The 26,468-nt window shown below is 52.5% G+C and carries 27 protein-coding genes; 7 read left to right on the forward strand and 20 right to left on the reverse strand.

Annotated features, from left to right (window positions below):
* Positions 1–81: 81 nt before the first annotated feature.
* Complete coding sequence (locus ACP15Y_RS08205; RefSeq protein WP_424982575.1) at positions 82–285, forward strand: NepR family anti-sigma factor; 204 nt, start codon at positions 82–84, stop codon at positions 283–285.
* Positions 282–833: a sigma-70 family RNA polymerase sigma factor gene (locus ACP15Y_RS08210; RefSeq protein WP_424982576.1), complete on the forward strand. Its 552-nt coding sequence runs from the start codon at positions 282–284 to the stop codon at positions 831–833. Before ACP15Y_RS08205 ends, ACP15Y_RS08210 begins: the two co-directional genes overlap by 4 nt.
* A 128-nt stretch (positions 834–961) precedes the next feature.
* Here ACP15Y_RS08210 and ACP15Y_RS08215 read toward each other — a convergent pair whose 3' ends face one another.
* The 12 genes from ACP15Y_RS08215 to ectA form a co-directional block, all read right to left on the reverse strand.
* Positions 962–1,474, reverse strand: coding sequence for a Dps family protein (locus tag ACP15Y_RS08215; protein ID WP_424982577.1), 513 nt, complete (start codon positions 1,472–1,474; stop codon positions 962–964).
* A gap of 104 nt (positions 1,475–1,578) precedes the next feature.
* A complete protein-coding gene (locus ACP15Y_RS08220; RefSeq protein ID WP_424982578.1) occupies positions 1,579–2,667 on the reverse strand; it encodes an AI-2E family transporter in 1,089 nt (362 codons plus the stop codon).
* 78 nt (positions 2,668–2,745) lie between these two features.
* On the reverse strand, positions 2,746–3,174 hold the full coding sequence (locus tag ACP15Y_RS08225; RefSeq protein WP_424982579.1) for a hypothetical protein: 429 nt from the start codon (positions 3,172–3,174) through the stop codon (positions 2,746–2,748).
* Between the two features lie 6 nt (positions 3,175–3,180).
* The gene (locus tag ACP15Y_RS08230) at positions 3,181–3,495 is read right to left on the reverse strand and encodes a DUF883 family protein (RefSeq protein ID WP_424982580.1); all 315 of its coding nucleotides are present in this window, start codon (positions 3,493–3,495) and stop codon (positions 3,181–3,183) included.
* 111 nt (positions 3,496–3,606) lie between these two features.
* Positions 3,607–4,749, reverse strand: coding sequence for a PRC-barrel domain-containing protein (locus ACP15Y_RS08235; protein WP_424982581.1), 1,143 nt, complete (start codon positions 4,747–4,749; stop codon positions 3,607–3,609).
* A gap of 48 nt (positions 4,750–4,797) precedes the next feature.
* A complete protein-coding gene (locus ACP15Y_RS08240; protein ID WP_424982582.1) occupies positions 4,798–5,448 on the reverse strand; it encodes a PRC-barrel domain-containing protein in 651 nt (216 codons plus the stop codon).
* Between the two features lie 450 nt (positions 5,449–5,898).
* Positions 5,899–6,093, reverse strand: a complete 195-nt coding sequence (locus tag ACP15Y_RS08245; RefSeq protein ID WP_424982583.1) for a hypothetical protein — start codon at positions 6,091–6,093, stop codon at positions 5,899–5,901.
* 159 nt (positions 6,094–6,252) lie between these two features.
* Positions 6,253–7,689, reverse strand: coding sequence for an aspartate kinase (locus ACP15Y_RS08250; protein WP_424982584.1), 1,437 nt, complete (start codon positions 7,687–7,689; stop codon positions 6,253–6,255).
* Between the two features lie 48 nt (positions 7,690–7,737).
* The gene (gene thpD, locus ACP15Y_RS08255; protein ID WP_424982585.1) at positions 7,738–8,682 is read right to left on the reverse strand and encodes an ectoine hydroxylase; all 945 of its coding nucleotides are present in this window, start codon (positions 8,680–8,682) and stop codon (positions 7,738–7,740) included.
* Between the two features lie 36 nt (positions 8,683–8,718).
* Entirely contained in the window at positions 8,719–9,117 is a 399-nt protein-coding gene (locus tag ACP15Y_RS08260) for an ectoine synthase (RefSeq protein ID WP_424982586.1), read from the reverse strand.
* 3 nt (positions 9,118–9,120) lie between these two features.
* Positions 9,121–10,413: a diaminobutyrate--2-oxoglutarate transaminase gene (gene ectB, locus ACP15Y_RS08265; protein WP_424982587.1), complete on the reverse strand. Its 1,293-nt coding sequence runs from the start codon at positions 10,411–10,413 to the stop codon at positions 9,121–9,123.
* A 46-nt stretch (positions 10,414–10,459) separates the two neighbouring features.
* Positions 10,460–10,993, reverse strand: a complete 534-nt coding sequence (gene ectA, locus ACP15Y_RS08270) for a diaminobutyrate acetyltransferase (RefSeq protein ID WP_424982588.1) — start codon at positions 10,991–10,993, stop codon at positions 10,460–10,462.
* A 360-nt stretch (positions 10,994–11,353) separates the two neighbouring features.
* Between ectA and ACP15Y_RS08275 the strand changes: the two genes are divergently transcribed.
* Positions 11,354–11,773, forward strand: coding sequence for a MarR family winged helix-turn-helix transcriptional regulator (locus ACP15Y_RS08275; RefSeq protein WP_424982589.1), 420 nt, complete (start codon positions 11,354–11,356; stop codon positions 11,771–11,773).
* Positions 11,774–11,879: 106 nt separating this feature from the next.
* On the opposite strand, the gene ACP15Y_RS08280 is transcribed toward ACP15Y_RS08275, so the two are convergent.
* The 8 genes from ACP15Y_RS08280 to ACP15Y_RS08315 form a co-directional block, all read right to left on the reverse strand.
* Positions 11,880–13,394: an indolepyruvate oxidoreductase subunit beta family protein gene (locus ACP15Y_RS08280; RefSeq protein WP_424982590.1), complete on the reverse strand. Its 1,515-nt coding sequence runs from the start codon at positions 13,392–13,394 to the stop codon at positions 11,880–11,882.
* A gap of 3 nt (positions 13,395–13,397) precedes the next feature.
* Complete coding sequence (locus tag ACP15Y_RS08285) at positions 13,398–15,542, reverse strand: thiamine pyrophosphate-dependent enzyme (protein WP_424982591.1); 2,145 nt, start codon at positions 15,540–15,542, stop codon at positions 13,398–13,400.
* Positions 15,535–16,473: a branched-chain amino acid ABC transporter permease gene (locus ACP15Y_RS08290; protein WP_424982592.1), complete on the reverse strand. Its 939-nt coding sequence runs from the start codon at positions 16,471–16,473 to the stop codon at positions 15,535–15,537. The genes ACP15Y_RS08285 and ACP15Y_RS08290 overlap by 8 nt, the downstream gene beginning before the upstream one ends.
* A gap of 14 nt (positions 16,474–16,487) precedes the next feature.
* Positions 16,488–17,375, reverse strand: coding sequence for a branched-chain amino acid ABC transporter permease (locus tag ACP15Y_RS08295; RefSeq protein ID WP_424982593.1), 888 nt, complete (start codon positions 17,373–17,375; stop codon positions 16,488–16,490).
* Positions 17,372–18,097 (reverse strand): ABC transporter ATP-binding protein, encoded by a 726-nt coding sequence (locus tag ACP15Y_RS08300; RefSeq protein ID WP_424982594.1) that lies wholly within the window; start codon positions 18,095–18,097, stop codon positions 17,372–17,374. Before ACP15Y_RS08300 ends, ACP15Y_RS08295 begins: the two co-directional genes overlap by 4 nt.
* Positions 18,094–18,867, reverse strand: a complete 774-nt coding sequence (locus ACP15Y_RS08305; protein ID WP_424982595.1) for an ABC transporter ATP-binding protein — start codon at positions 18,865–18,867, stop codon at positions 18,094–18,096. The genes ACP15Y_RS08300 and ACP15Y_RS08305 overlap by 4 nt, the downstream gene beginning before the upstream one ends.
* A 61-nt stretch (positions 18,868–18,928) precedes the next feature.
* The gene (locus ACP15Y_RS08310; protein WP_424982596.1) at positions 18,929–20,137 is read right to left on the reverse strand and encodes an ABC transporter substrate-binding protein; all 1,209 of its coding nucleotides are present in this window, start codon (positions 20,135–20,137) and stop codon (positions 18,929–18,931) included.
* Positions 20,138–20,204: 67 nt separating this feature from the next.
* On the reverse strand, positions 20,205–21,443 hold the full coding sequence (locus tag ACP15Y_RS08315) for an aminotransferase class V-fold PLP-dependent enzyme (RefSeq protein ID WP_424982597.1): 1,239 nt from the start codon (positions 21,441–21,443) through the stop codon (positions 20,205–20,207).
* Positions 21,444–21,726: 283 nt separating this feature from the next.
* On the opposite strand from ACP15Y_RS08315, the gene ACP15Y_RS08320 reads away from it, so the two are divergent.
* Genes ACP15Y_RS08320 through ACP15Y_RS08335 form a run of 4 tightly spaced genes read left to right on the forward strand, consistent with a single transcriptional unit; the run spans position 21,727 to position 26,458 of the window.
* On the forward strand, positions 21,727–23,820 hold the full coding sequence (locus tag ACP15Y_RS08320; RefSeq protein WP_424982598.1) for a hydantoinase/oxoprolinase family protein: 2,094 nt from the start codon (positions 21,727–21,729) through the stop codon (positions 23,818–23,820).
* On the forward strand, positions 23,820–25,427 hold the full coding sequence (locus ACP15Y_RS08325) for a hydantoinase B/oxoprolinase family protein (RefSeq protein WP_424982599.1): 1,608 nt from the start codon (positions 23,820–23,822) through the stop codon (positions 25,425–25,427). Before ACP15Y_RS08320 ends, ACP15Y_RS08325 begins: the two co-directional genes overlap by 1 nt.
* Positions 25,417–26,040, forward strand: coding sequence for a helix-turn-helix domain-containing protein (locus ACP15Y_RS08330; protein WP_424982600.1), 624 nt, complete (start codon positions 25,417–25,419; stop codon positions 26,038–26,040). Before ACP15Y_RS08325 ends, ACP15Y_RS08330 begins: the two co-directional genes overlap by 11 nt.
* Complete coding sequence (locus tag ACP15Y_RS08335; RefSeq protein ID WP_424982601.1) at positions 26,027–26,458, forward strand: hypothetical protein; 432 nt, start codon at positions 26,027–26,029, stop codon at positions 26,456–26,458. Before ACP15Y_RS08330 ends, ACP15Y_RS08335 begins: the two co-directional genes overlap by 14 nt.
* Positions 26,459–26,468 lie beyond the last annotated feature (10 nt).

Raw genomic sequence — 26,468 nt, forward strand, 5'->3', positions numbered from 1 at the left:
GTTCCAACGGTGGGAACTTTTTTTGAGGTGGGGCGTTTAGACTGTATCAAAAAGTTAGATTTCGGGAAAATGGGCTGAAGAATGACAGAAAATGCCAACAAAAATGGCGTCAGTTTGAACGGAAAAACCGCGCAATCCGCGGATGGAAGTGAAATGATCTCAGAAAAGCTCAAACAGCTATATGATTCAGTGGCCGATGAAGGAATTTCCGACCGCTTTCTAGATCTCTTGGAGAAACTAGATGCGGCCGAGAAAAATTCTTCAGATGAGGAGCCCTCTTCATGAGCGAAAAATACTCATTTAAGCGAGAGCTCTTGACCTGTTTACCAGGTTTGCGCGGTTTCGCGATATCTTTAATCGGTAATCATGACCGCGCAGATGATCTGGTGCAGGATACAATTGTGAAAGCATGGTCGAATAAGACTAAGTTTGAACCGGGCACCAATATGAAGGCTTGGCTTTTCACAATTCTGCGCAACGAGTTTTATTCCCAAATGCGCAAGAAGGGCCGGGAAGTGCAAGACACAGACGGTGCTTTCACAGATTCGCTTTCTACCCACGCAGCGCAGCAAGGCTCAATGGATTTGCGTGATTTTCAAAAAGCGCTGGGCCAGTTGCCAGATGATCAACGCGAAGCGATTGTTTTGGTTGGTGCTTCGGGGCTCTCTTATGAAGAGGCGGCAAAGATTTGCGATTGTGCGGTTGGTACAATCAAAAGCCGTGTAAACCGTGCGCGGGAAAAGCTGAAAGAGATTTTGGATGTTTCTGGCCACCAGGATTACGGTCCAGATGCAGGTGCGTCTGCGGTGACTAAATCGCCGATGGCGCTTTAGAGCAGAGAAAATTCATCATTGAGTTAAGACAGCAGGGACACGTTGCCCCTGCTTTTTTAGGTCAGTGTGCGAGATACAAAAAAAGGGGCGGTGAAAACCGCCCCCTTAATTCGTTCTGAAAATATTTGCTATTCGCTGGCTGTCGCGCGCAACATCCAAATTGCTTTTTCGTGGAAGGCGAGGCGCTCTGTCATCAGATCCTCGGTCACCATATCTTTGTTGTCACCCGCTTTTTCGGCCACGTCGCGCATTTGGCGACAAATGGCTTCGTGTTCGCTGATCAAATCATCAACCATGTCGATGGCTGTGAGGTGTTCAACTTCTTTGCCTTCTGGGGCAAAATTAGCAGCATTGCCGATGCTATAGGGAGCGATGTTGCCCAAGGCGCGAACGCGCTCGGCAATAACATCAATGGCTTCGAACAAGTTTTGATAGTGTTCTTCGGTAAGCTCGTGCAGCGGCTTAAACAGCGGGCCCACAACGTTCCAGTGATAAATGTGGCTTTTCACCATCAACCGATAGCTTGCGCCCAACACTTCTGAAAGTGTTTTGGAAATATCGTTGCGAAAACCTTCGTCTAGGCCAGTATTGATTTTTTCTGATGTGGATTTGGCATTCATAATTGAAGAAACATTAGACATGTTAATATCCTTTCGTTGAAGGCTTCGTCTTGTATTTTGCGCGCTGAGTTGCCTCAGTCACGCGGCTATTTAAGAAACGTTAGGGCGAAGGATTAGTTCCGAATTTAGCTGGCTTTTATCAGCGTTGATTTGGAGCCTTCTTCGGTGATGTGGCGGTTGATGTTTTGCACGATCGTCACAACAATCAGCAGCATGGGCACAGCGATGAATCCGCCCAAAGGCCCCCATGCCCAAATCCAGTAGGTGATGGCAAAGAACACCAGAAATGGGTTCAGCGTCATGGCCCGGCCGATAATGGTCGGGGTGACAAATTGTGCCTCGATGCCATTGATAATCGTATAAATCACCACAGGGATCAGCGCCGCATTGAGGGTGTCGAAGGTCACAAGGCCCACGCCAAACAGGCAGGCGATCATGATGACCGGGCCAATATAGGTGATGTAATTCATCACGCCGGCCAACATGCCCCACAAAAACGGGGCGGGAATGCCGGCGGCCCATAGGGCAAATGAAATGGTGAGGCCCAAGCCAATATTGATGAAGGTGATCGAGAGCAAATAACGCGAAATAAATTGCTCCACATCATCAAAGATCTGCGCAACAGCGTCGCGGGTTTGTACCATTGCAAAAAGGCCGATCACAAATTGTTTGATCTGCAGTCTTGTTGCGATAAAAAAATACAAGCTCACGAGGAAGATCAGGATCTGCGCCAAAAATGTGGGGGCGGAGAAGGCCACGGTTTTGATCGGTGAATCTTCTTCCACCTGCACAACCATATCTGCGGATTGACTGGTGAACTGGTTGAGTTGTTCGCGCGCGCCCTCAATTGTCGTCATCATGCCCTGCCAGTCAGCAATGATGCCCTGCAGTTTCGACCATAGTTCCGGCAGCCGCGAAATCCAGCCCGATAGGGGCCACACAAAAGCGGTTAGCATGGTCATGATGATCAAGAAAAATATCACAACCACAGCGCCGCCCGAAATTGCAGGGTGGATGCCGAACCGTTCGATCCGGTCCGCAAGGGGGCCGAACATAAGCCCAATGACGATTGAGGCGATAAGAGGCGCCAGAAAGACTTGGCCAAACACAAGAATAGTCGTTGCCGCTATGACAATGATTAGCGTCAGCGCCCCCGCTTGCAACAGGCTCAGAAGCCAAGGGGCGACATGCAATTTGTCAAAGCGGTGCGACATTGGAAGGGTCCAATCATGTGCAAAAATTGAGGTGGCGGTGGCATTTAGGCTAGGTGCCGCGATAGCGCGTGAGAGGCGCTATCGTGGGAGGTGTTTGACGTTCGAATTATCTTGATCTTTGCTGAGCAACGACCAGCCGATTAGAGCGACGGCAGGGGCCAACAAAGAGTTTTTCTCAAGCGCACGGTCCACCGTGGTGTGGGTTAGCGTCGCAAGCAATTGGTTTTGCGTGATTGTCTGACGCGCCTGTTCGCGCTTGTCGCGGAAACGTTTGATCATCCACACGATGAAGGTGAGCGCTAACATGCCGGTGGCCACAATCAAGGAGGCGTAAACCGCATTGGTTGCCTGCTCAAGCGCAAACCATGCTGCAGCGATGAAGGCCAAATAAGCCACGGCGCCTGTGGTGAGGCACACCAGCAGCAGCACGGTGTTCGTCTGCACTCGGTTCATCATGATGTTGGACAGGCGCGTTGCGAGAATGCTTGGTCCGTTAAACTGAGACATGTTCCTCTACCCGCGTGAGCCACGTGAAAGAAGCGCCAGTGCCATGCCGGCGCCAAGTGCAATGCCCACTGATTTCAACGGCTGCTTTTTGATGTAGTTACGCACTTGCTCAACTTCTTCATTGGCGAAATCAGCGGTTTTTTGCGATGTTTCGCTCACAGCTTCTGCTGCTTGGTCGAGCTTGCTTTCGCCCTTTTCCGTCACGGCCTTCATCAGGGCGTGTACATCGCTTTGCAATCCCTCAATTTGAGATTCCAACGCTTTTACGAGGTCGGCTTGATTGGTCGATGTAGAGTTTTGATTTGTTGCTTTCGTCGCCATCGTAATCCTCCTTTTTGGATTGCTGATAACTAAACGTTCTCAACATACTTTCGTTCCACAAAAAAAGAGGCGCTGAAAACAGCGCCTCCTAATTCGATATTTTATAAATACCTATTGAATGATGACGCCATCAGGATTGTTGTTATATTCTTCTTCAGAATATGTTGGGCCTGACTCTAGCGTTTCTTTTGTGAATTCTGAGCGTACACGGAACTCACCATTGGCATCGGTGTAGATTTTCAACTCGTTTGCGCTCAAGGCAACCGGTTTCTCACCGAGGCCCAAGAAACCACCAACATCAACGATGTAGGCTGTTACTTGACCGTCCTGTGTCATCAACACGTCTGAGATTTCACCTACATCTTCACGGTCTGGACCGTATACACGGGTGCCGATCAATTCTTCGGCGCTCAATTCGCCATTGGCGATTGTTTCCATGCCGTCCGCGTCCCAGTTCCAATCGGTGTTGGTGTCCATCTGGGCAGAGCCATCGGTGCTCATGTCACCATCCTGACCTTCAACAGCCAAGTCTTGACCGTCAGTCATTGTGGTGTCGGTGTTTTCACCGTTGCTCGGTGGTGTCGGGGCAGTTTTGCCATCTTCACCTTTTTGCTCATCGGTCATGGACATATCGTCCAAGGCTTTTTGGGCTTTCATTTGCGTATCTTTAAGCCATTGTTGGCCTTCTTCTGTCCAAGATAGACGCTCAGCGCTGTACTCGCCTTGAGATTCGACAGCTGCACGGTCGAAAGCAGGTTCTGCTTCAAGATCAGCTTTTGTCGTGCTGGTCACGATCACGCGTTCGCCATCGCGCTCAACCCACTCGATATTGTCGACTGACAGGGCAACTTCTTTTTCACCTAGGCCGAGGAAGCCGCCAACACCAACGATGATCCATTCGGCGTTGCCTTCTTCATCCATAACAATGTCGTGGATGTTGCCGACAGATTCTGCACCGCTTTTGCCTTCAACAAAGACTTCCTTGTCCATGAAGTTTGACGCGAGGAGTGCATTTGCACCCATGGCTGTGTTGGTGCCCATCGCACCGTCTTTGCCCATGGTTGAGGCGTCGGCGTTTAGATCAGTGTTGACTTCACCGTCAACGCTCACACCGTCTTCGGTGTTCAACTCAACATTTGCATCCACACCTGTGTTGGTGTCGGTTGACAATGTATGGTTGTCGGCAAAGCCGGCAGGTACCATCAATGTCAGCAGGGCGGTTGTGGTTAGCAATTTGGTTGTCATCTTTTTCATTGTTTTGCTCCTTGTTTACTCTTTGACGCTTCCGTTGTTCGGAAGATCTTATTGTTCAGCGCTCAAACGGGCTTCGCCTTCAGCTGTCCATGACAGATCTTCGGCTGTGTATTCACCGTTTGCTTGGAGTTCTGCGCGGTCAAAAGCGTTTGCCGCTTCAAATTCAGCTTGGGTCATTTGGGTTACGACAACTTGCTCGTTGTCGATATTGGCCCAAGCAACTTGATCAGCTGAGATGGCGACTTCTTTTTCGCCAAGGCCGAGAAAGCCACCCACGCCAACGATCAACCAGTCAGCATTGCCGTCTTCGTCCATCACGATGTCATTGACGTCGCCAACAATTTGAAGGTTTGCATCTGCCTGGGTGTGAACGTCCTCACCCAACAAATCAGTTGCCAACATGGCGTCAGCAGAAATGTCTGCGGTGATTGATTTGTCCTGGTCATCGCTGTTCAAATCAACGTTCCCATCAACAGATGTGTCTGTGCTTGTGTTTGTGCCGTCTTGGTTGGTTTCTGTGCCGGCTTCAACTGCAGCGTCAGCACCCAGATCAAGATTGATCCCGTCCTTGTTTTCGTCTGAGCTGACTTCGACGCCTGCATCAACATTTGTGTCTAGACCCAGATTCAGACCATCTGCATGGGCAGGTGCTGAAAGTAGTGTCACGAGTGCAGTTGTTGCAAATAGTTTCTTAGTCATGCTTCACTCCTTTATTTATATATACGCCTTTTATATTTGTAATTGTTAGGCGTTGATTGGATAACACTTGAATAATATTTTTGTTCCGAATGATTTTTCGTTTTTTATTTATTTTTTGAAAATGTCCATATTTATTGGGGCATAGCCGAGCAGGAGCCAAATACATCTGCGGATTCAAACGTTTAATAGTTTGGGCAAAGCTTCGCTGATGTTGATCTAGCAACTGATTTTATGTGTGAGATTTGTATTGGAGATATAATTCCCATTTTTTTCTCGAGTATGGCCTTGATCAGTATTTTAAAATCAAGGGAGAAACGGGAATTACTTGGAAATGTTCCTAATTATATTGTGATAATATTTAGGCAAAAAATGGACCAATTGTGAAGCAAGGGCTGGTTGGGGGAGGGGAGTGCTTCTCAATTGGTCCAATTCTTGGAGGTCGTTTTTTTGTTATTCGCTTGGCGTTAGCTCATCAGGAACTTTCAGTTCAACTGAGACGCTTTGTTCATTACTGAAGTAGCCGCTATATGCCAGATATCCGACAAAAATTACGGCTGCCGCTAGGATGATCGCGAGAAAAACACCAAGCGGATTGGATGATGAATTCGAAACGACTACTGTTTCTTTTTCATTGTTGTCTGTCATCATGTCGCTCCTTGTCTGCTGCCTAAACAACGTCTCGGGCCAAACTTGGTTCCCGTCACCATTTAATTTTTCTAAAAAATTAAGATCTGTAGGTATTTAGGCGCAAAAAAAAACCGCCCCTTGGGGCGGTTTTAAAGATCCGGTTATATTGGCAACTGCCTAGGCGGCGAGCTTTTTACCCAGCGCTTCAGTCTTTTCGACCAGCGCTTCATGCAAAATCTTGATTGAGCTTTCATAATCTGAGCGATCAACAATGATTTGCACATCCACCTTGCGCAGCAAGTCCTGCATGCTGAGCGGTGTGATGCCAGCTTTTGCCAAAGCCAAGATTGCCTTTGCGCCCACGTCGCAGCCTTTGAGGTTACGGCCAATGGCGGAGATAAAGGCCACTTTGCGTGAGCTGATCTCGGCAGCTGGGAACTCCTTAGACAGGTCAACTTCAACACGCTTAATGTTTTTCAACGACCCTTTCAGGAAGTGCGTGATGGTGTTGGCATTTGATGTTTTAGAAATGATCTGCACTTTATGGCGCGTTAGTGCGTCCAAAATGCGTGTGTCATATCCTTTAACACCCACCATATCCTGTTCGAAAAATTCAAACGCGATGACATTGTCGAGGCCAGTGATGATTTCGACGCCAGCATTTTTGCCCTGATCGGTGGCATTGATGGTTGTGCCAGGATGTTCAGGCTCGAAAGAGTTTTTGATGCGCAATGGAATGTTTGCCTGCCGCAAGCCCTTGGCCGCAGAAGGGTGAATGGCTTCCATGCCCATATTGGAAAGCTGGTCTGCAACATCATAGTTGGTGTCGCCAATCACTTGCACCGCATCTTCGCCCACCACTTTAGGGTCGGCAGATGACAGGTGGAACTCTTTGTGGATGATCGCTTCTTTGGCTTCGGTGATCACTGCAATGCGTGAAAGCGTCACTTCGCTATATCCACGGTCGTAAGTTTTCATCAGCGCTTCTTTAGACTGCGCATAGCCAGTTACGATCGGCAGCTCTTTGCTGACATCAATGTCTTTGAAGGCATTTTTGATGTTGTCATCCAAGCTATATTGCTCTTCATCGCGCCAGCCAGACAAATCGACCATGCGGGCATTCACGCCATTTTGCTGCAGCAGTAATGCTGTGTTGTAGGCTGAGTGCACCTCGCCGAGTGCTGACAGCATTTCACGCACAGTCAACAAATGATTGTCGAGACGGAAATGGCCGTATGAGCAAAGGCGGTGCAAATCGATCAAGCAAGAGCGAACGCCTTCAACGCGCTCGCGCACAAATGCGTTCGCTGCGCCAAGTGCTTGTTGATCCTCAAAAATCTCGGCATTTATTTCTTGCATGCGCTTAGACAGTTTGTCCAAAGCGTCGCCCCAGGCCCAATCGCTTTCTGCGCTGGAAAACAGGGCATAAACGCCCGGCGCGCCAGACTTCTTATGCTCAAGCAGGTCGTTGGTGATGCCGCCATAGGCAGACACCACAAAAATGCGGTTATAGAGTGCGTCACCTTTGCGCTCTCCCATTAGAACGTTTTTCAATAGTTCGTGGGTACGCGACATAGATGTACCGCCGATTTTCTCAACTGTGTGGTTCGGCATGGTTACTCCTTATTTGGACGCTGGTCTTTTGCGCCGCATCAATGGCGGCTATTCCGCCGATTCAAGGTGCCCTTCACGCAGGGTCAGCGGTTCTTTTGGTTTGCGACGGCCCAAGAAATTTGGTCTTGGCTCGTCCGCACCAAAAGGTGCCTCAAGCTGGTTTGACCACGCATTGTAAACAAAGAAAGCGTTTGAGCGTGGGAAGGGGGTTATGTTGCCGTTTGAGCCGTGCATGGTGTTGCAATCAAACAAGATCACCGTGCCTTTTTTGCCCGCGGCATATTCAATGCCATGTTTTTGCGACATCTGTGAAAGTGCATTTGCGGAAGGTACTCCGACTTTTTGCTCCTTGAGAGAGCTTTTGTGGTTATCTTCCGGCGTTTGGCCAGCACAGGCAACAAATGTGTTGTGAGAGCCGGGCATCAGCATGAGTGGGCCGTTCAAGGCATCATTGTCAGTCAACAAAACAGACGCCGAAATGGCGCGCATGCGTGGCATGCCATCTTCGGCGTGCCATGTTTCAAAGTCTGAATGCCAGTAGAATTCTTTGCCCGTAAGGCCCGGCTTAAAATTTAGCCGAGACTGATGCACATAGATTTCGTCATCAAGCAGGAACCGAACAGGTTCAGCGATACGCACATCTTTGGCCAAACGAGAAAAGACTTCGCTTTGCAAGTCCAGATCGAAGATTGTGCGCACGTCATTTGTGCCGGGTTCGGTCACAAGGCTTTCTTGCGCCAGCTTTGATCCATCCGAACGTAGGCGAGCACTCTCTTCAATCAGCGCATCAATTTCACCAGGCAAAAAGATATTCTCGAGTACGAGAAAGCCATCACGCTCAAACTGTTCAACCTGGTCCAGAGCCAAAGGTGCGCCGGGGCGCCATTCGGACCATACAACCGGGTCTTTCCGCTCAAGCCAACGTTCATCATTGGCCAAGCGGGTAACGTAATCGTCTTCTTGTTCTATTGGTTTAATTGCTGCACTGCTCATTGCTCGCTCCTATTCGTTAGATCAAAAGCTTGCGTTTTACTCGGCTGCAACCTCCGCTGCAGGTGCGTAAGAGCCGTCTTCACGGTGCACTTCATTGCCGGTTACAGGCGGATTGAATGTGCAGGCGAATGTGATTTGGCTTTTGGCTGACAGTTCGTGCTTGTCATTTTTATCCAAAGCGTAGATCACGCCGGGCTTGATTTCGTGCACTTCACCTGTGGCCAGATCTTTGATTTGGCCTTCGCCTTCAATGCAGAAAACAGCTTCGAGGTGATGCTTATAGTGGAACACGTGAGACGTGCCGGCTTTGATGCGGGTCACATGGAACGAGAAGCCCATATTATCATCAGCCAACAACAACCGTGTGCTGTCCCACCCTTCGGTAGAGATCAGTCGGTCCGTTTCACGTGCTTTATTCAAATCGCGTACAATCATTATTTACTCCGCTGCTGAGCGTTGGTTCTTTTCGACAAGGGTGCAGTCAAATGCGGTCTCGATGATGTCGAGGCCCTTGGCGAAGGTATCTTTTTCAATGGTGAGGGGCGCCAAAATCTTCACGATTTCGTCGTCGCTGCCAGAGGTTTCTACGATCACGCCATTTTCAAATGCATGTTCGCAAATGTCTGCTGCGTCATCACCGTTGCCACAATCAATGCCCATCATCATGCCGCGGCCTTTAAGGCCAAAGCCATATTTGTCGGCGATGGATTGCAGGCGCTGTTCGAGATATTCAGATTTTTCCTGAATTTCTGCTTGGAAGCTGTCATCAGCCCAAAACTTCTCGATCGCCACTTTTGCAGTGATGAATGCGTGGTTGTTGCCCCGGAATGTGCCGTTGTGCTCGCCTGGCTTCCAAATATCAAGTTCTGGCTTGAACAGGGTAACCGCGAACGGTAAGCCCATGCCAGACAGTGACTTTGCCATGGTGATGATATCGGGCTCAATGTCCATTTCTTCGAATGAGAAGAAGGTGCCTGTGCGGCCGCAACCTGCCTGAATGTCATCAACGATGAACAGGGCGCCATGTTTTTTGGCGATGGCCTGCATCTTTTGCATCCACTCTTTTGACGCAACGTTCAAGCCGCCTTCGCCTTGCACCGCTTCAACCAAAATAGCCGCAGGTGCATCAATGCCAGCGGAGCTGTCGCTTAATAGGATGTCGAGCTGCTCGGCCGTGTCTACATTGTCGCCAAAATAGCCATCAAATGGCGCGCGGTGCACACCAGAAAGGTCCATGCCAGCGCCGCCACGTTTGCCAGCATTGCCGGTTGTGGCCAAGGCGCCCAAAGTCATGCCGTGGAAGCCATTGGTGAATGAAATCACGTTGGTGCGGCCAGTTACCTTGCGTGCGAGTTTCAATGCTGCCTCAACAGCATTTGCGCCAGTTGGGCCGGTAAACATGGTGCGATAGTCCATGTTACGCGGTGCCAAAATGTGGCGGTGGAATGCTTGCAGGAAGTCGCGCTTTGCGTTGGTGTGCATGTCCAAACCATGGGCGATGCCGTCGCGGCTGATGAAGTCAATCAGCGCTTGCTTCATATCTGGATCATTGTGGCCATAGTTGAGCGAGGCGCAGCCTGCCAGAAAGTCGATATATTCTTTCTCGTCAGCGCCAAAGATTTTCGCATTGACCGCGCGGTCGAACATTTTTGGAAAGGCGCGGCAATAACTGCGCACTGCACTTTCGCGACGTTCAAACACGAGCAGGTCATTTTGTTCACTATTGGTCATTGTCGGTCCTTCGGATTCATTAATTTTGTGTGGGCGCAGCGGTGCGTTAAGCAACCGAGCGCAGCACAGGGTGATTTTGTTTAACGGGTGCAATTGAAACCAAGTGCTCAGTCGCGCCTTGGCCGTCCAAATGCTTCTCTTCGTCAAACATCACTTTCTTGTCTAAGTCGGCACCAAAATTGTCAGCGATCGCGCCAAACAGGGCCCAGCTCGCGTCATTGTCTTTGGTGATGGTGCTTTCAATTTTTCTCACATCTTCACACACGTCACGCTTCAGCACGGTGTGGATCAGTTGTTTGGCGATGCCGAGCCCGCGAGCTTCTTCCGCCACGCAAACCTGCCAAACAAACAGTGTGTCAGGTGACTGGGGAGGGATGTAGGCTGAAATCCAGCCCATTGGTTTTCCATCTACTTCAGCGATCGCGCATGTGCCCGCAAAGTGGGTGCACTGCAGCAAGTTACAGTAGATTGAGTTCTCATCCAGCTTGCCTGAGTTTTTCACGATGTCCCAAACGACAGACCCATCGTTAGCCGTTGGCTTGCGAAATATTGGGCGTGCTTTGGTGATGTTTGTTTTCATTTTTCAACAATCCGTGTGTTGTGAAAATTCAAATTCGCCGTTTATTTAGCTTGTACTAACTAAATGTCAACCGCTAGGTCAGCGAAAAGTTCCGTGAAAAGTTGGAAAATCATGCGTTTTCCGGCGATTATGACAAAATTGTGTGGCTGAAACCCTTTGATCGTAATAAGAAAAATCGGAAGTCAACAGGCATATAATTTGTTTTTGCAAACTTATTTTATGTCTTGGTGGATAGTAAAGATTAGGCTAAACTTTCCTGTCTTGTTTGCGTATGAGGGCGGTGTGGAAGAGAGAACAAAGTCAGTTTTGAGTTCGATCCGGCGAATCTTGCGGGCGGCTGATACAAATTCGAAAACACTGATGCGTGCTTCGGGTATTACCCCTTCGCAGCTGGTTTTGTTGCGCCTTTTGGATGAGGGCGGTGAGCGCAGTGCTGGGCAGATTGCCCAGTCCATGGGCATTACGCAGGCCACAACCACAGGTTTGGTGCATAAGCTAGAAGCGCGGGGGCTGATCGAGCGCAAACGCGGCGAAACCGACAAGCGTCAAGTGTGGCTATCGCTTACAGAAGCGGGCCTTGCAGCACTTAGCCAGTCACCGGACGGCATTCATGAGCGGTTTGAGCAGGAGTTTGAGGAGTTGTCGGATTGGGAGCAATCCATGCTGATCGCTTCGCTCGAACGTATTGCTGCAATGTTGGACGGCGGGCAGGAAGATGTGGCGCCAATCTTCGACGCGGCTGAACTGACGCCATTTTCAAAGGTGGAACCTAAAATATAGCGCCAACAACCCCTGAGTTTACTTGCGTTCGTCATATGGTTTTGGGCGGCCTAAAAGATAGTTTGGTGCGACAAACTATAATTTTACAAAACTCAACGAAATTTTACTAAATTTCATTTTGTTGTTTCAAGGTGACGCCGACCGTTTTGATGGCCCCATCTAGGGCGTCGCCATTTTCGTCCATTAGTGCTGCATCGCGCCAACGGCGAACCCAATCTGCAGCATCTGGCAAATTGATCACCAGTGGCAAATTTTCGAAGATACGGGCAAACTTGCTCAATGAACGGTGGTGAGTGTCGCTATAGCCCTTAATCAGGCGGCGGCATTTGATGAGCTCAAGTGCAAGGTCAGGATGGTCGGCAAGGGGCCGTTCAATTTCTGTCAGCCACGCCGCGCGGTGGTCGCGTTCGATCTGATCGCGCAGCGTATGTTTGCGCCACCATTTCAGGCCACCCAGCAAGTAGAGCGTGCTGAAACCCCAGAACCCGTTGCTGCGGATGCGGCGACCTTTATTGACGCGGCGGTCCAGCCAAGCGAAGCGGCTGGGGCTTTCCTCAAACCAGCGGCCCAGCTTTGGCGGCATCAGGCCGCAAATCTCTTCGGCGCGCGGGTGAAAATATTCCGTTAGTTTCAACCCGTCCGCAGATTGAAGCTGGACTTCGCTTTCTATACGGCTGAGGCGCTGCCGTCGGGTTTTTAGGTCGGCGACACGGATCAAATCATCATAGGCCATGGCATTGGCCAAATGCTTGGCTAGTTCAGTCAGAATATCTGGGCGGTCGGTTGGAATGTGCTGTGCGAATTGCTCAAGCTTTGTCAGATAGTGCTCGCCATAAGCCACGTCCTGAAATTCAATAGACTTTTTGAGGCCCGCCAACGCCATGTTTTGGCATTCATTTGGCAACTGTGCGATGCGCTGCTGCAGGGCATTCCATTTGCCGAGCAGCTTTTGGGGGCCCTGCGCTTTGGCAGGGGGAGTGGCTTGCTGTGCCCGTTCTGGCGCGTTAAGCGGTTCGGCTTTCAGCGCCGCATTGAAGGCGGCGATGCTTCGGGCTGCGGCGCGACCAGATTGTTCGAGAATGGCTTCAAATTGTTCGGGCGTGAATGGTAGTGCTTTGGATGCGGCGAGGGCGCCGAACAGGCTGGCTGAGATATAGGAACCGTTCTGAATGGCCAGGCGATCATAATTGTGTAGCAGCACGGACTGCGCAGATTTGTGGGCGGCATCGAATATGACCTGATCTTCAGCGCGCCCGTCGCCTGGATTGATTTTTTCAGACACAGCGTGCAGACGGTGGCTGGAGCCAATTAGGCAAGTGCGGTTGGGGCTGACAAAGCCGCGTTGGATGGCGCGGCCGACTTCCATCAGTTCCGCCGCGATCAGAATATCAACATCGCCGACGCTTGGGGCAAGAGAGAAGATCGGGCGTTTGGCCTGTTGTGGGGCCATTTCCACATAATAGATGGTGGCGCCGGTGCGCTGGGCCACGCCGGCCACGGCGGTGGATTGGGCGACCCATCCATTCTGCTCGGCCAGATCCACGATCCAATTGGTGAGCACGCCGCCGCCTTGGCCGCCTACGGCGAGAATGGCCAGTTTTATGATTTGATCTTGCGCCATAGATTATGCCTCGAAACGCAATGATTTGCGGTCGCGCCGCGCTTGCAACCAGCTCATAAAATTGCTGGAGAGCTTGCGCCAGATTTTATGGGCCTTGCCCGGATTGTGGATGCGTTCCGCCTTATAGAATGAAGGGCAGAGAATGGCCGCATCTGCTACTTCGCCGCAATTACCGCAGCCGACACAGGATTGATCAATATGGGCGACAGGATCATCGCGCAGGGGATCATCTAGCTTTTTGACTGTGAGCGATGGGCAGCCGGAGAGGCGCATGCAGGCATGGTCGCCGGTGCATATGTCCTCATCAACGCCGAATTTTGGCTGGGTGATGGTTTGCCCTTCGGCAATCGCCTTTGCCTTCAGTGGACGCTCCCGCCGTTGACGGTTGAGCATGCATTCTGAGGAGGCGACGATGACCTTCGGCCCCGTCACATCTGTGGTGAGCGCCTCTTTCAGCGTCTCGCGCATTTTGCCCACATCATAGGTGTTGTCGATTTCGCGCACCCACTTCACGCCCATGCCTTTGACCGCTTTGGCGATGGGGTTGTTGGTGTTGCGGGATTTATTGTTGGCGCGGGACGACAAGATATCCTGTCCGCCAGTGGCGGCGGAATAGTAATTGTCGACAATCACGGTCACACCGTCATGCGCGTTGAACGAGGCATTGCCGATAGAGGAGGTTAGGCCATTGTGCCAAAAGCCGCCGTCGCCGACAAAGCTGATCGAACGGCGCGCGCCTTTGGCATTGAGTGCCGAGGATGAGGCGGGGCCGAGGCCGTAGCCCATCGTCGTGCCGCCAATTTCAAAGGGCGGCATGATGGAAAAGAGGTGGCAGCCAATATCTGATGAGATGTGGTGCGGGCCGAGTTCTTCCTCCACCAGTTTGGTGGCCGCGAAAATCGGGCGTTCAGGGCAGCCCGTGCAAAATCCCGGCGGGCGTGGGGGCACCGTGTCGTCCAGCTCCGGCTGCGGCAGAAGTTGTGGCTCATTTGGTGCACGGTCTTGATCATTGACCAGATGCGGGGAGAGGCTGGTGATAAAGCTGCGCAGGCCGTCTAACATCACTTGGCCCGTCAATTCACCGGCCAGCGGCAGCACGCCTTTGCCCGCCAAATCGGTGTTGATTTTGTGTTTGAACAGTAGAGCCGCAACGGCTTCTTCAAGGCAGGCCGGTTGCCCTTCTTCCACCATCAGCACCGCCTTTTTGTCAGCGCAAAAATTCACCACTTCGTCCGGCACCAGCGGGTAGGTGACATTCACCACATAGAGCGGCACTTTGCTGTCGCCGTACAGATCGGCCAGCCCCATGCGCTGCAAGGCCCGCATTACATTGTTATACATGCCGCCCTGCATAATGATGCCGATGTCGCCCTGGTTGGGACCAAAATGCTCGTTGAGCTTGTGCTGTTGGATATAATCGATGGCAGCGGGCAGGCGTTGCTCCACCTTTTCCTTCTCATGCAGATAGGAGGCAGGCGGCAGCACAATCCGGTCGGTTTTGCGCTTTGGATTTTCCAACGCATCGCGCACGGTGAAGGATGGCGGCACATTGTTTTTGGTGTCAAAATGCCCGTGCACATGGCAGGCGCGAATACGCACTTCCAGCATCACCGGGGTATTGCTGGCCTCGGAGAGGGCAAAGCCATGCCCCACCGCGTCCACAATTGACGGAAGGTTGGGGCGTGGATCGAGTAGCCAGATCTGGCTTTTTTGTGCAAAGGGATGGCTGCGCTCCTGCATGATGGAGGAGCCTTCGCCATAATCCTCGCCGACAATGACCAGCGCGCCGCCTGTAACCCCGCCAGAGGCGAGATTGGCCAAGGCGTCTGACGCCACATTGGTGCCGACGGTTGATTTAAACGTGACCGCGCCGCGAATGGGATAATGCACCGATGCAGCGAGCATGGCGGCGGCGGTGGCTTCCGAGGCGCTGGCTTCGAAGCGTACGCCGAGTTCGCTGAGCAAATCTTCAGCGTCGGCGAACACATCCATCAAATGGCTGATTGGGGCACCTTGATAACCGCCCACATAGCCGACGCCATTTTCCAGCAGGGCTTTGGTGATCGCCAAAATGCCTTCGCCGCGAAAAGTGTCGCCATCGCCAAGGCGCAGTTTTTCAACCTCTTTGGTGAAGCTACGTTCAGCCATGGCTCTTCACATTCAGCTTCGGCGCTTTTTCTGGAAACAGCCCTGCGCGGAAGCGTTGCAGCACAAACTGCAGGAACAGCCCGATCAGCAACATGCGGATATAGGATGAGCGGGTGGCCCAATCTGGCGGCAATTGCTGGGTGATGATCTCGGTCATCGACCAGATGGCCCAAATGATCAATGCCCCCGCAACTGCGCCCTTATTGTTGCCGCTGCCGCCCGCAATCAACATGACCCACGCGAGGAAAGTGATGAGCAAGGGCTCGGTGGCGTCCGGGCTAAAGAATTTGAAATAATGTGCACTCAACGCTCCGGCGACGCCCATAAAAATCGCGCCGATCACAAAGCTTTGGATGCGGAAAGATTGCACATCTTTACCTACGGATTCCGCCGCGGCTTCATTGTCGCGGATAGCCCGCATGACGCGGCCCCACGGGCTTTTATAAAGGCGATGGGCGACCCAAAAGGTGATGGCGACAATGATCCAAACGAAGATAAAAAACACCATTTCGCTTTCGCGGCCCGTGAAGAAATCTTCCAATGGACGCGGAATGCGCGACACGCCAAGGCTGCCATTGGTGAGCCACTCTTCATTGATCACGGCCAAGCGGATAATCTCGGCGATACCGATGGAGGCCATGGCCAGATAGTCCGCTTTTAACCGTACGCATATACGGGCGATAGCCCAGCCGACAATGCCTGATAGGATGCCAGCGACGACGAGGCCGACCACGATTGGCAGGTCAAACCCGCCCACATGGTTGGCTGAATTGGCGGAGGTGATGATGGCGGCTGAATAAGCGCCGACTGCGTAAAAACCAGCGATGCCTGCGTTGAATAGGCCGCCAAAGCCCCATTGCATATTGAGGGCCAGGCAGATCACCGAATAAATGCCGCCCATGATCAAGAAAGAGACCAGGTAAAAAAGCATACCACTCAGTTCCATTAGAGGAGCCTCCCTTTAAATAGGCCACGGGGGCGGAAAATCAGGATCAACAGCATGATCACGAAGGCGACTGCGCTTTTGTAGCTTGGCGAAATCAGGCTCTCGCCCAAAATGGGGTAGGTGCAGATTTCTTCGGCGATGCCGATGATTAGGCCGCCTGCGATGGCACCCAATGGCTTGCCGATGCCGCCCAGCAGCGCGGCGGCGAACATGGGCAGCAACAGGTTCCACCCCATCATGGTGTGCACATCAGTGTCGAGGCCCACAAATACGCCTGCAATGGCGGCAAGGCCCGCGCCGATAATCCATGTCCAACGGATAGTCTTCTCCGGGTCGAGCCCGGCGACGCTGGCCAAAGCCGGATCGTCGGACACGGCACGCATGGTTTTGCCCATTTGCGTGTGGTGCAAAAACCAGTTGAGCGCAACGGTGATAACCGCAGTGGCTGCGATGATCTGAATGTGGCGAGTGGCGATGCGCAAACTATCAAATAGCACAATCGGCTTTTGGAAGCCCACGGAATAGACTTGGCTTTCGGTGCCCCACAAAAGTTGGATTACGGAGCGGAAAATCAGCGCTACGCCGAACGAGGCGATCACCGTGTATATGGTCGGCAATTGCCGCAGGGGCTTATAAAAGGCACGATCCGCGAAAAGGGCGACCAAGCAGGTTAGTGCCACCGCAATCGGAATGGCGGCGAGGGCGGGAATGCCCAACAGCCAAACGGCGGAGAGAGCGAAATAGGCCCCAACGGTCATCAAATCGCCATGGGCAAAATGGGCAAAGCGCAAAATGCCGAAGATCATGGAAACGCCAACAGCACCCAAAGCATAAATGGAGCCAAGCGTGATGCCGGGAATGAGATAGAAATTGATGAAATCCATCATTGTGGCGCACCTCCGCCCAAGAATGATTTGCGCACTTCGTCGTCCTGCAGCAATTCTGCGCCAGTGCCTTCATAGGCATTTCTGCCGTTGACCAGCACATAGGCATAGTCGGCGATGCGTAGCGCCTGTTTGGCATTCTGCTCCACCATTAAAATGGCCACGCCGCTATCGCGCACTTGCAGCAGCAAATCGAAAATCACTTCCAAATATGCGGGCGACAGGCCCGCTGTTGGTTCGTCGAGCAGGATCAGTTTCGGTTCGCTCATCAACGCGCGGCCCACAGCCACCATTTGCCGTTGTCCGCCAGAGAGTTCGCCCGCTTGCTGACCTAGCTTGTCTTTTAGATCGGGAAACAGGTCGAGGATTTTGGCTTTGGTCGCTTTTTTATCCGGCGGTGGGGCGGCGAAAGTGCCGACATCAAGATTTTCTTCTACCGTAAGGGTGGGGAACACATTGTGCGATTGCGGCACGGCGGAAATGCCCATGGGCACCAGCTCGGATGTTTTGGCTGTGAAAATCGACTGGCCGTGAAATGTTATATCCCCGTCCATGCGGTTATTGAGCCCAAAAACGGATTTCAGCAAAGTCGATTTGCCCGCACCGTTAGGGCCAACAATCACAACGATTTGCTGGTCGCTCACATTGGTATTGATGTTTTCAATGATCGCTTGCTTGCCATAGCCCGCAGTGAGGTTTTGCACATCGAGAATTTTGTTGCTCATACGGCTTCCTGATATTTTCCGCCACCGAAATAGGCTTCAATCACGCGCTCATCTTTGCGCACTTCATCAACGGTGCCTGTGGTGAGCAGGGTGCCTTGCGCCATCACAATCACGGTGTCGCAGAGGCGAGAAACATAGTCCAAATCATGCTCAATCAAGCAAAATGTGTAGCCATGCTCCTTGTTGAGCTGGATGATCTTTTCGGCAATCTTGCCCAAAAGGGTGCGGTTTACGCCCGCGCCAATCTCATCAAGTAAAATGATTTTCGGGTGCTGCATCAGCGCTCGGCCAAGTTCCAGCAGTTTCTTTTGGCCGCCGGAAAGGTCGCCTGCCAGCTGGTTTTTTAGCTGTTCAATTTCGAGGAATTGCAGCGTTTCCATGGCGCGGTCATAGGCCGCTTGTTCTTGCGCCTTGCATTGGCCGGGGCGGAATATGGCATTTAAAATGTTCTCGCCCAGCTCGTTTTTGGCCGCCACCATCAGATTTTCAACCACGGTCATGCGGTGAAATTCGTGCGCCAATTGAAAGGTGCGGGCAATGCCCTTGGCTTGCCGCTTATGCGCTGGAAGGGTGGTGATGTCTTCACCCTCTAAAAGGATGCGGCCGGAAGTGGGCTGCAAGTGCCCGGCGATCACGTTGAAGGCGGTGGTTTTTCCTGCGCCGTTGGGGCCGATTAGTCCGGTGATCTTGCCGCTTGGGATTTCAAAGCTGCATTGATCCACTGCGGCAACGCCGCCAAAGCGCATGGTGATGTTCTCAAAAGCGATCATGGATTTGTCCTGACCTTAGCGTGCCCGCAGCAGAGGGGGCTGCGAGCACCAAAGCGTTTGACTATTCGAAGATGGCGATTTGCTTGTAGCTATCACCTTCAACTACGAACTTGCCGATGAAGCCGGCAACGTCACCGTTATCGTCAAATTCATGGCTACCAGCGGCGCCTTCATAGTTGATGTCTTTGCCTTCAGCCAAAAGCTTTACAGCTTTTTCCCATTCGCCTGGGCCAACAATTTCGCCCGGGGCATTGGCCACAAAGCGCAGCGCATCTTTAATGGCGGTGCGGTCTGTTGTGCCAGCCTTCTCGATGGCCAAAGCGATCAGCATGGTTGCATCATAAGATTGATCAACAAATGGCTTGTCTGAACCTTCGCCATATGTTTCGTCAAAGCGCTTATGTAGTGCTTCACCCGCAGGGTTTTCGGCAGGGGATGTTGGCGCTGAGAAGAATGAGGTGGCCAAAGCTTCTGCACCCACTTGCTCGATCAACAGATCGTCGCGCAAACCATCTGTGCCGATGAAGCGGTCAAATAGGCCAGCTTCAAGAGATTGTTTTACAATCTTTGCGCCGCTGCCGCCCGCATAGGCAATCAAAACAAGCGCTTGCGGGTCGCCATTGGCCAAAGTTGCCAATTCGCCGCGATAAGAGTTTTTCTTATCTTCGTGCTTTTCATAGCCGGTGATGGTGCCGCCGAGTTTTTCAAAGTTTTCTTTGAAGGTGCCCGCAATGCCCACGCCGTAATCGTTGTTCACATAGGCTACAGCAACGCGTTCAATGCCCTCATCCAAGACGATCTTGGCGAGTACTTCACCCTGATAGTTGTCGCTTGGCACGATACGATAAACAAAGTCACCATCGTCCATGTCGGTCATAGCCGGTGAGGTGGCTGTTGGTGATACTTGCAACACACCATTTGGAATGGTGACCGCGTTGGCGGCTGCGATGGTGGCGCCTGATGAAAGGGCGCCCATAACGGCCGCCACATTTTCGAGGTTCACAAGCTTAGTGGCCGCATCAACCGAAGGCTGGGCTGCGGCTTGGCCATCAGCAACGACAAGTTCGAATTTGCCGCCGCCCAAAATGCCGCCGCCTGCATTCACATCAGCTTCGGCCAATTTGGCGGCGTTCAGAATAGGTGGAATAAAGTTAGCCAAGGGGCCAGTGATGCCCATAACGGTGCCAACTTTTACGTCTTCAGCCGCGGCAAAGCCTGCTTGGGCTGCAAGTAAGGCCGACAATGCGACGGCCAAAATTGGTTTTTTCAATGTCCTTCTCCCTTTTGTTAAGTCTTTGTTTTGGTGCGCTTTGTTCTTTTTATTTCACACGCGACCGTTAAACAGAGACATGCGCGTATTTGGGATCTCGCCAGATCTCCTCTTTGAGGATTTTTTGAAGCCGACCCACCGACTCCGCGATTTGCGCGTGAGTCAATGAAACCGGGCTCAAACCAAACCGGATCGCATCGGGCTTGCGAAATGATGAAATCACTTTCGCGTCAATCAGTGCCTCCACCACATGACCAGCCCCCGGCGCGGTAAAGGTAACATGCCCCCCACGTTGATCATAATCCAGAGGTGATGCGATTTTGACGCCTAGCGGCCCGCAGCTTTGCTGTAGTGCTTCAATGAAGAAGTTGCTGAGGCTTTCATGGCGCGCCCAAATGTCTTTGGGGCTAAATTTGTTGTAAATTTGCGCGGCGCAATGGGCGATCTGATTGGCGCCTACCATCGGCGTTCCAGATATGAAGCGCTTGATGCCGTCATGCGGCTCATAATCGCCAGCAAAAGCATAGATATCGGCGTGGCCCATCCAGCCGCAAACAGGTGGCCAAGCTTTCTCACTTAGGTCTGGCCGTACATAAATAAAGGCGGGGCCGCCAGGGCCTGTGCTGAGATATTTGTAGCCGCAACCGACAATGTAATCAGCGTTGCTCTCTTCCGCCAAAACCGGAACTGCCCCTGCAGAGTGGGATACGTCCCAAATGGTGAGTACGCCTAAGGCTTGAGCGGCTTTGTTGAACTTTTCCATGTTCCAGCGCTGGCCAGACTTATAGCCAACATGGCTGAATGTGCACACGGCGACGTCGCCAGAGAGGGCCGCAAGAGCTTCTTCTTCTGTCTCGACATAGCGCACTTCCAAATTTGGGTTGGCGCGTTCAAAGCCCTGCACCACATGAATGTCAGTGGGGAAATTGTCTTTTTGCGTCAGGATGATGGTGCGATCTTGGTTGATCGCAAGCGCATGGCCTGTTGCTTTATAAAGATTGATGGTGGTGTTGTCGCACACGATGGTTGCGCCTTTTGGGGCGCCAATCATTGGGGCCAATAGGTCACCCAAAATGGCAGGCATATCCACCCAATCGCGTTCCGCCCATCCGCGGCGACGCAAAGCAATCCAGTCGTCAATTAATGCATCGGCTGCAGGGCGAGCTGTTTTAGGCACAGGGCCGACAGAATTGGAGTCAAAGAAGATCCAACCTTTAGGTTGCTCATATTCTTCAACGATGTGCGCGATTGGGTCTTTGCTGTCCAACTCTGATGCGCGTTGTGTCAATTCAGACAAATCTTGCATTTCTCTCTCGCTCCCCTTGCCTAAAAAAGTTTCATACTTGAAATAACCTGTCAACCAAATTTCACATATGAAGCGAATAATTTTAAACATAAAATATGTATGAATAAAAATATCTGTTGTATTTCAATAGTTTAAGTATGAACAAATTGTCGCAGGTGAATGTGAGCAATGCTAAACTTCCGATTTTGCGGTTGCATTTGCAAAATCTTTCAAATATGAAATAAATAGATTTTATGGGAGGAGTGGCTGCTTTGAGGTGGTTGCTCAGGAGGAAGAGGCGCATATGCGAGGCGAAGAATCTGTCCGGCTGGCGGTAGATATTGGCGGCACTTTTACGGATGTCGTGCTGGAGCTGGGGGACGTGCGCCATAGCGCTAAAGTGCTGACCAATGTGCAAAATCCAGAGCTGGGGCTTTTGGATGGTGTGCGCGTCGTGCTGGACCAAGCTGCGGTCGCCCCGCAAGATATTGACGTTTTTGTGCATGGCACAACCTTGGCCACCAACGCACTGATTGAACGCAAAGTGGCTAAAACGGCGCTGATCACCACCAAAGGTTTCGAAGATGTGCTGGAGCTGGGCTACGAAAAGCGCTTTGACCATTATGATTTGATGATCGATATGCCGCCCGCTATTGTGCCTGCGGAGCTGCGGTTTGGCGTGACGGAACGTTTAGCGCAAGACGGGTCAATTCTCTCTGCGTTGGACGAAGATGAGCTGGTGGCAATCTGTGCCGAATTGCGTGCTGTCAAAGTTGAGGCCGTTGCTATCGGCTTTTTGCATGCCTATGCCCATAGTGATCACGAAAAGCGTGCGCGAGACATCGTGCTGCGTGAACTGGGCGAGGGGGTGACAATCTGTGTCTCCCACGAGGTTTGCCCGGAAATCCGCGAATATGAGCGCTTTTCAACCACATGCGCCAACGCCTCGGTGCGACCGCAGATAGAAGGCTATCTCACGCGGTTGGCGAAAGAGCTTTCTGACCTTGGTATTGATGCGCCGCTATTTTTAATGATGTCCGGCGGTGGCCTGACAACTCTGGAAAGTGCTTCACGGTTCCCCATTCGGTTGGTGGAATCCGGGCCGGCAGGTGGCGCGATTTTGGCCAGCCATATCGCCAAGCAATGTGATTTGGACAATGTCTTGTCGTTCGATATGGGCGGCACCACGGCCAAGATTTGCCTAATTGCTGACGCGGTGCCTGAGCGGGCGCGGCATTTTGAGATTGCCCGGACCTATCGCGACACAAAAGGGTCCGGCTGGCCCGTGCGTATTCCGGTGATTGAGATGGTGGAAATTGGCGCGGGTGGTGGGTCCATCGCGCGGATCGATGCCATGCAGCGCATAAAGGTGGGGCCGGATAGTGCTGGGTCTGAACCTGGGCCAGTCAGTTATGGTCGTGGCGGCGAATTGGCAACGGTGACGGATGCCAATTTGGTGCTCGGCAAAATTGACCCGGCCTATTTCGCAGGCGGCAAGCTGCCGCTTTATCCGGATGCAGCGAAGGACGCGTTGGGTCAACAGATTGGTGCGCCATTGGGGTTGGACGAATTTTGGCCAGCTGCTGGTGTGGTGGAAATTGTAGAAGAGAACATGGCCAATGCGGCGCGGGTGCACGCCATTGAGCGTGGCCGCGATATTGCCGCCAGCACCATGATTGCATTTGGCGGCGGGGCACCGCTGCACCTTTGCCGACTGGCGGAGAAGCTGTCGATCAACAAAATGATTGTGCCTGCTGGGGCCGGGGTTGGCTCTGCTATTGGCTTCTTGCGGGCACCGATCTCCTATGAAGTGACGCGCAGCTTCCCGATGGTGTTGGACCATCCGGATATGAAGCGCGCCAATGAGATGATTGAGGATATGGCGCGCGAGGCGGGCAATATTGTACGCCCTGCCGCTGGAGATCGCAAAGTGCAGGTGCAGCGTGTGGTAGACATCCGATATCAAGGGCAGGGACATGAGCTGCAAGTTGTGTTGCCTGAAGGCACGCTGGACATCGCAGATGCTCAATGGATTCACGATCAATTCGAAACGCAATATCGCGCCATTTACGGCGTGACCTTGGACAATGTGCCGAGCGAGATCGTCACCTGGTCTGTGACCGTATTGTGCGAAATTGATGATGGGGTGTCGCCCACCTTCGGTGAAGGTGAGGCGGCGGAGATTGCCCCGCGCAGTCATCGCGAATTGTTTGACGGGGCGCAGGGTACGATGTTGGAAACGCCTGTCTATTGGCGGTTTGACTTGCCCGTGGGCGCGAAGATTGCCGGTCCAGCCATCATCGCTGAGCATGAGACTTCAACCATCGTCACCTCGCAATTTGATGCGGAGATTGACGCCCATAGCTACATCATTTTGACCCGTAAGGAGGCTGTCTAATGCGCCAGAACGCTCATGACGCTATTCGCACCCAAGTGATGTGGAACCGCCTGATTTCTGTGGTGGAAGAACAAGCGCAATCCTTGCTGCGCACTGCTTTTGGGGCAGTGGCGCGGGAGGCGGGTGATCTGTCTGCCGGGGTTTATGATTTAAACGGGGCGATGTTGGCGCAAGCGGTGACGGGTACACCGGGGCATGTGAACACCATGGCCAATGCCGTGGTGCATTTCTTGGAGCGCTTTCCCATTGAAACGCTGAAACCCGGCGATGTGTTGGTGAGCAACGACCCATGGATGGGCACCGGGCATTTGTTTGACTTTGTGGTGGTGACACCTGCCTTTTACAACGGCAAGGCAATCGGGCTTTTCGCTTCGACCTGCCACGTCATCGATGTGGGTGGTGTGGGCTTTTCCGCAGATGCGACCTCTATTTATGAAGAGGGCACTCTGGTGCCACATATGTATTTGCGGCGTGAAGGGCAGCTCAACGAAGATTTGCTCAGCGTGATTTTGGCCAATACCCGCAATCCAGTGGAAGTGCGAGGCGACTTGATGTCGCTGATCAGCGCCAATGATACGGGCGTCAATCGGCTGGTGGAGATGATGGAAGAGTTCCAGATCGACGGGCTGAATGATTTGGCTGCGCATATTCTGGAGACCTCCAAAGCCGCGACGCAAAAGGCGATCAGCGAGGTGCCGGATGGTGTTTATCATTATGATTTGCCGCTGGATGGGTATGAAAGCCCTATCACCATCAAAACCGAATTGCGGGTAGAAGGTGACCAGATCACCATTGATCTGTCGGGCAGTTCACCTGCGTCTAATTATGGAATCAACTCGCCGCGCACCTATAGCCAAGCCTATGTGGTGTTTGGGCTGAAAGCCGTGATCGCACCGGATGTGCCGAACAATGCGGGCTCGCTGGGCTGTTTTGATCTTATTAGCGAACCGGGGACTTGCGTCGACCCGGTATCTCCCAGCCCGGTTACGGCCCGCCATGTGATCGGCCAAATGCTGCCTGATGCAGTGTTTGGTTGCCTCGCACAGGCGTTGCCGAACCGGGTTCAGGCCGAAAGCGCGGGCAGCATTTGGGTGCTGGCGATGGCGTCGGCCCATGGCCACGCATTGCCGAGCGCGTTGAAGGACACGCGCCGCTTTAATGTGATGAATGTGGCGATTGGTGGTATTGGCGGTCGGCCCGGCAAGGACGGGTTGAACGCGATGGCGTTTCCCTCTGGTGTGGGGTCAATTCCGGTGGAGATCACAGAAAGCCAGTGCCCCTTATGGTTCAAACGCAAGCGGATTTTGCGCGACAGTGGCGGCAAGGGCAAATATCGCGGCGGCCATGGGCAGGTGATTGAAGTTGCGAACCGCGAGGCGGCGCCATTCACCATTTCGGCGGCCACGTTTGATCGGTTGCACAATGCGGCAGCGGGCCGTGAAGGCGGCGAGCCGGGGGCGTTGGGTAAGGCCTATTTGGGGTCAGGATCTGCTTTGAAAGGCAAAGGCATTCATCTGGTTCCCGCAGGTGACAGCCTAGTGGTAGAATTGCCCGGCGGTGGCGGATTCGGCCACCCGGACGAAAAGGAGCAAAAGAATGGCGACTGACCCCTCACGTAAGCCAAATTTTGAAGATTTGAAAGTTGGCGCGCAGGTTAAAGCCTTCCGCAAAGCCAAGAAATATTCCTTGAGCGAGTTGGCGCGGATCACCAGCATATCCGAGGCGACTTTGTCGCGGGTGGAAAATGAGCAAACGCCGGTGAGTGCGCACAATCTCTATATTCTCAGCCAGGCGCTGGATGTAGATATCACAGCCTTTTTTGAGGCCGCGGCGCAGCCTATGCGCACCGGTGTGCGGTCGATTTCGCGGGCCGGTGAGCAGCCGCCGATTGAAACTGCACGCTATGTGGCGGAAGTGTTGTCCACCGATCTGGCAAACAAGAAGATGCACCCAGCCGTCAATACGGTGACCAAAAAGTCGCTGGAAGAGGCGGGCGGATTGGCCAGCCACGCGGGGGAGGAATTTCTCTATGTGCTGGAAGGTCAGTTGGTCTTTTATACCGACTTTTACTCCCCCACTTTGCTCAATGAGGGCGACAGCATTTATTTTGATGGCAGCATGGCCCACGCCTATGTGGCGGGGGGCGATTGCCCAGCAAAGATTTTGGTGGTGACCAATATTGATGGCAAGTCAGAAGGCTTTATCAATGAGCATTCTTGATAGCCATATCACCTCCATCGTGATTGATGTGCCCCATGACAAGGTGGTGGATTTTGTGGCGTCGCCGCAAAATCTGGACCAATGGACCTTCGGCACATGGGAAATTGAAACGCTTGGTGATGGCGTGACCAAAGGCAAAAGCCTATTTGATCGAAGCGAAATCTACGTCAAAGTCGCCTACGAGCCCGCGTTTCATATGGTGCATTATTTGCTATCTGCCACGGAAGCCGGTCCTTTTACAGCCCGGATCAGCGCCCGCATTTTGCCCGGCCCGTCTATGGGCCTCGGCGCTGACCAGAGCGTTTTCTCGCTTATGGTCTGGCGACAGGCTGGTATGGACGATTTCCGCTGGCACAAGCTCAAAACATGCCATGAGACCGAGGTGATGCTGGTGAAAGCGTGCCTTGAACATCAATAGGGAGGAGATG

The sequence above is a fragment of the Maritalea sp. S77 genome, assembly GCF_049801075.1.
Taxonomy (GTDB): Bacteria; Pseudomonadota; Alphaproteobacteria; order Rhizobiales; family Devosiaceae; genus Maritalea.

Excerpts from the sequence above, each read along its gene's own strand:
- ACP15Y_RS08205 (WP_424982575.1), top strand. The coding sequence starts at position 82 with ATGACAGAAAATGCCAACAAAAATGGCGTCAGTTTGAACGGAAAAACC.
- ACP15Y_RS08210 (WP_424982576.1), top strand. The coding sequence starts at position 282 with ATGAGCGAAAAATACTCATTTAAGCGAGAGCTCTTGACCTGTTTACCA.
- ACP15Y_RS08215 (WP_424982577.1), bottom strand. The coding sequence starts at position 1,474 with ATGTCTAATGTTTCTTCAATTATGAATGCCAAATCCACATCAGAAAAA.
- ACP15Y_RS08220 (WP_424982578.1), bottom strand. The coding sequence starts at position 2,667 with ATGTCGCACCGCTTTGACAAATTGCATGTCGCCCCTTGGCTTCTGAGC.
- ACP15Y_RS08225 (WP_424982579.1), bottom strand. The coding sequence starts at position 3,174 with ATGTCTCAGTTTAACGGACCAAGCATTCTCGCAACGCGCCTGTCCAAC.
- ACP15Y_RS08230 (WP_424982580.1), bottom strand. The coding sequence starts at position 3,495 with ATGGCGACGAAAGCAACAAATCAAAACTCTACATCGACCAATCAAGCC.
- ACP15Y_RS08235 (WP_424982581.1), bottom strand. The coding sequence starts at position 4,749 with ATGAAAAAGATGACAACCAAATTGCTAACCACAACCGCCCTGCTGACA.
- ACP15Y_RS08240 (WP_424982582.1), bottom strand. The coding sequence starts at position 5,448 with ATGACTAAGAAACTATTTGCAACAACTGCACTCGTGACACTACTTTCA.
- ACP15Y_RS08245 (WP_424982583.1), bottom strand. The coding sequence starts at position 6,093 with ATGACAGACAACAATGAAAAAGAAACAGTAGTCGTTTCGAATTCATCA.
- ACP15Y_RS08250 (WP_424982584.1), bottom strand. The coding sequence starts at position 7,689 with ATGCCGAACCACACAGTTGAGAAAATCGGCGGTACATCTATGTCGCGT.
- thpD (WP_424982585.1), bottom strand. The coding sequence starts at position 8,682 with ATGAGCAGTGCAGCAATTAAACCAATAGAACAAGAAGACGATTACGTT.
- ACP15Y_RS08260 (WP_424982586.1), bottom strand. The coding sequence starts at position 9,117 with ATGATTGTACGCGATTTGAATAAAGCACGTGAAACGGACCGACTGATC.
- ectB (WP_424982587.1), bottom strand. The coding sequence starts at position 10,413 with ATGACCAATAGTGAACAAAATGACCTGCTCGTGTTTGAACGTCGCGAA.
- ectA (WP_424982588.1), bottom strand. The coding sequence starts at position 10,993 with ATGAAAACAAACATCACCAAAGCACGCCCAATATTTCGCAAGCCAACG.
- ACP15Y_RS08275 (WP_424982589.1), top strand. The coding sequence starts at position 11,354 with ATGCGTGCTTCGGGTATTACCCCTTCGCAGCTGGTTTTGTTGCGCCTT.
- ACP15Y_RS08280 (WP_424982590.1), bottom strand. The coding sequence starts at position 13,394 with ATGGCGCAAGATCAAATCATAAAACTGGCCATTCTCGCCGTAGGCGGC.
- ACP15Y_RS08285 (WP_424982591.1), bottom strand. The coding sequence starts at position 15,542 with ATGGCTGAACGTAGCTTCACCAAAGAGGTTGAAAAACTGCGCCTTGGC.
- ACP15Y_RS08290 (WP_424982592.1), bottom strand. The coding sequence starts at position 16,473 with ATGCTTTTTTACCTGGTCTCTTTCTTGATCATGGGCGGCATTTATTCG.
- ACP15Y_RS08295 (WP_424982593.1), bottom strand. The coding sequence starts at position 17,375 with ATGATGGATTTCATCAATTTCTATCTCATTCCCGGCATCACGCTTGGC.
- ACP15Y_RS08300 (WP_424982594.1), bottom strand. The coding sequence starts at position 18,097 with ATGAGCAACAAAATTCTCGATGTGCAAAACCTCACTGCGGGCTATGGC.
- ACP15Y_RS08305 (WP_424982595.1), bottom strand. The coding sequence starts at position 18,867 with ATGATCGCTTTTGAGAACATCACCATGCGCTTTGGCGGCGTTGCCGCA.
- ACP15Y_RS08315 (WP_424982597.1), bottom strand. The coding sequence starts at position 21,443 with ATGCAAGATTTGTCTGAATTGACACAACGCGCATCAGAGTTGGACAGC.
- ACP15Y_RS08320 (WP_424982598.1), top strand. The coding sequence starts at position 21,727 with ATGCGAGGCGAAGAATCTGTCCGGCTGGCGGTAGATATTGGCGGCACT.
- ACP15Y_RS08325 (WP_424982599.1), top strand. The coding sequence starts at position 23,820 with ATGCGCCAGAACGCTCATGACGCTATTCGCACCCAAGTGATGTGGAAC.
- ACP15Y_RS08330 (WP_424982600.1), top strand. The coding sequence starts at position 25,417 with ATGGCGACTGACCCCTCACGTAAGCCAAATTTTGAAGATTTGAAAGTT.
- ACP15Y_RS08335 (WP_424982601.1), top strand. The coding sequence starts at position 26,027 with ATGAGCATTCTTGATAGCCATATCACCTCCATCGTGATTGATGTGCCC.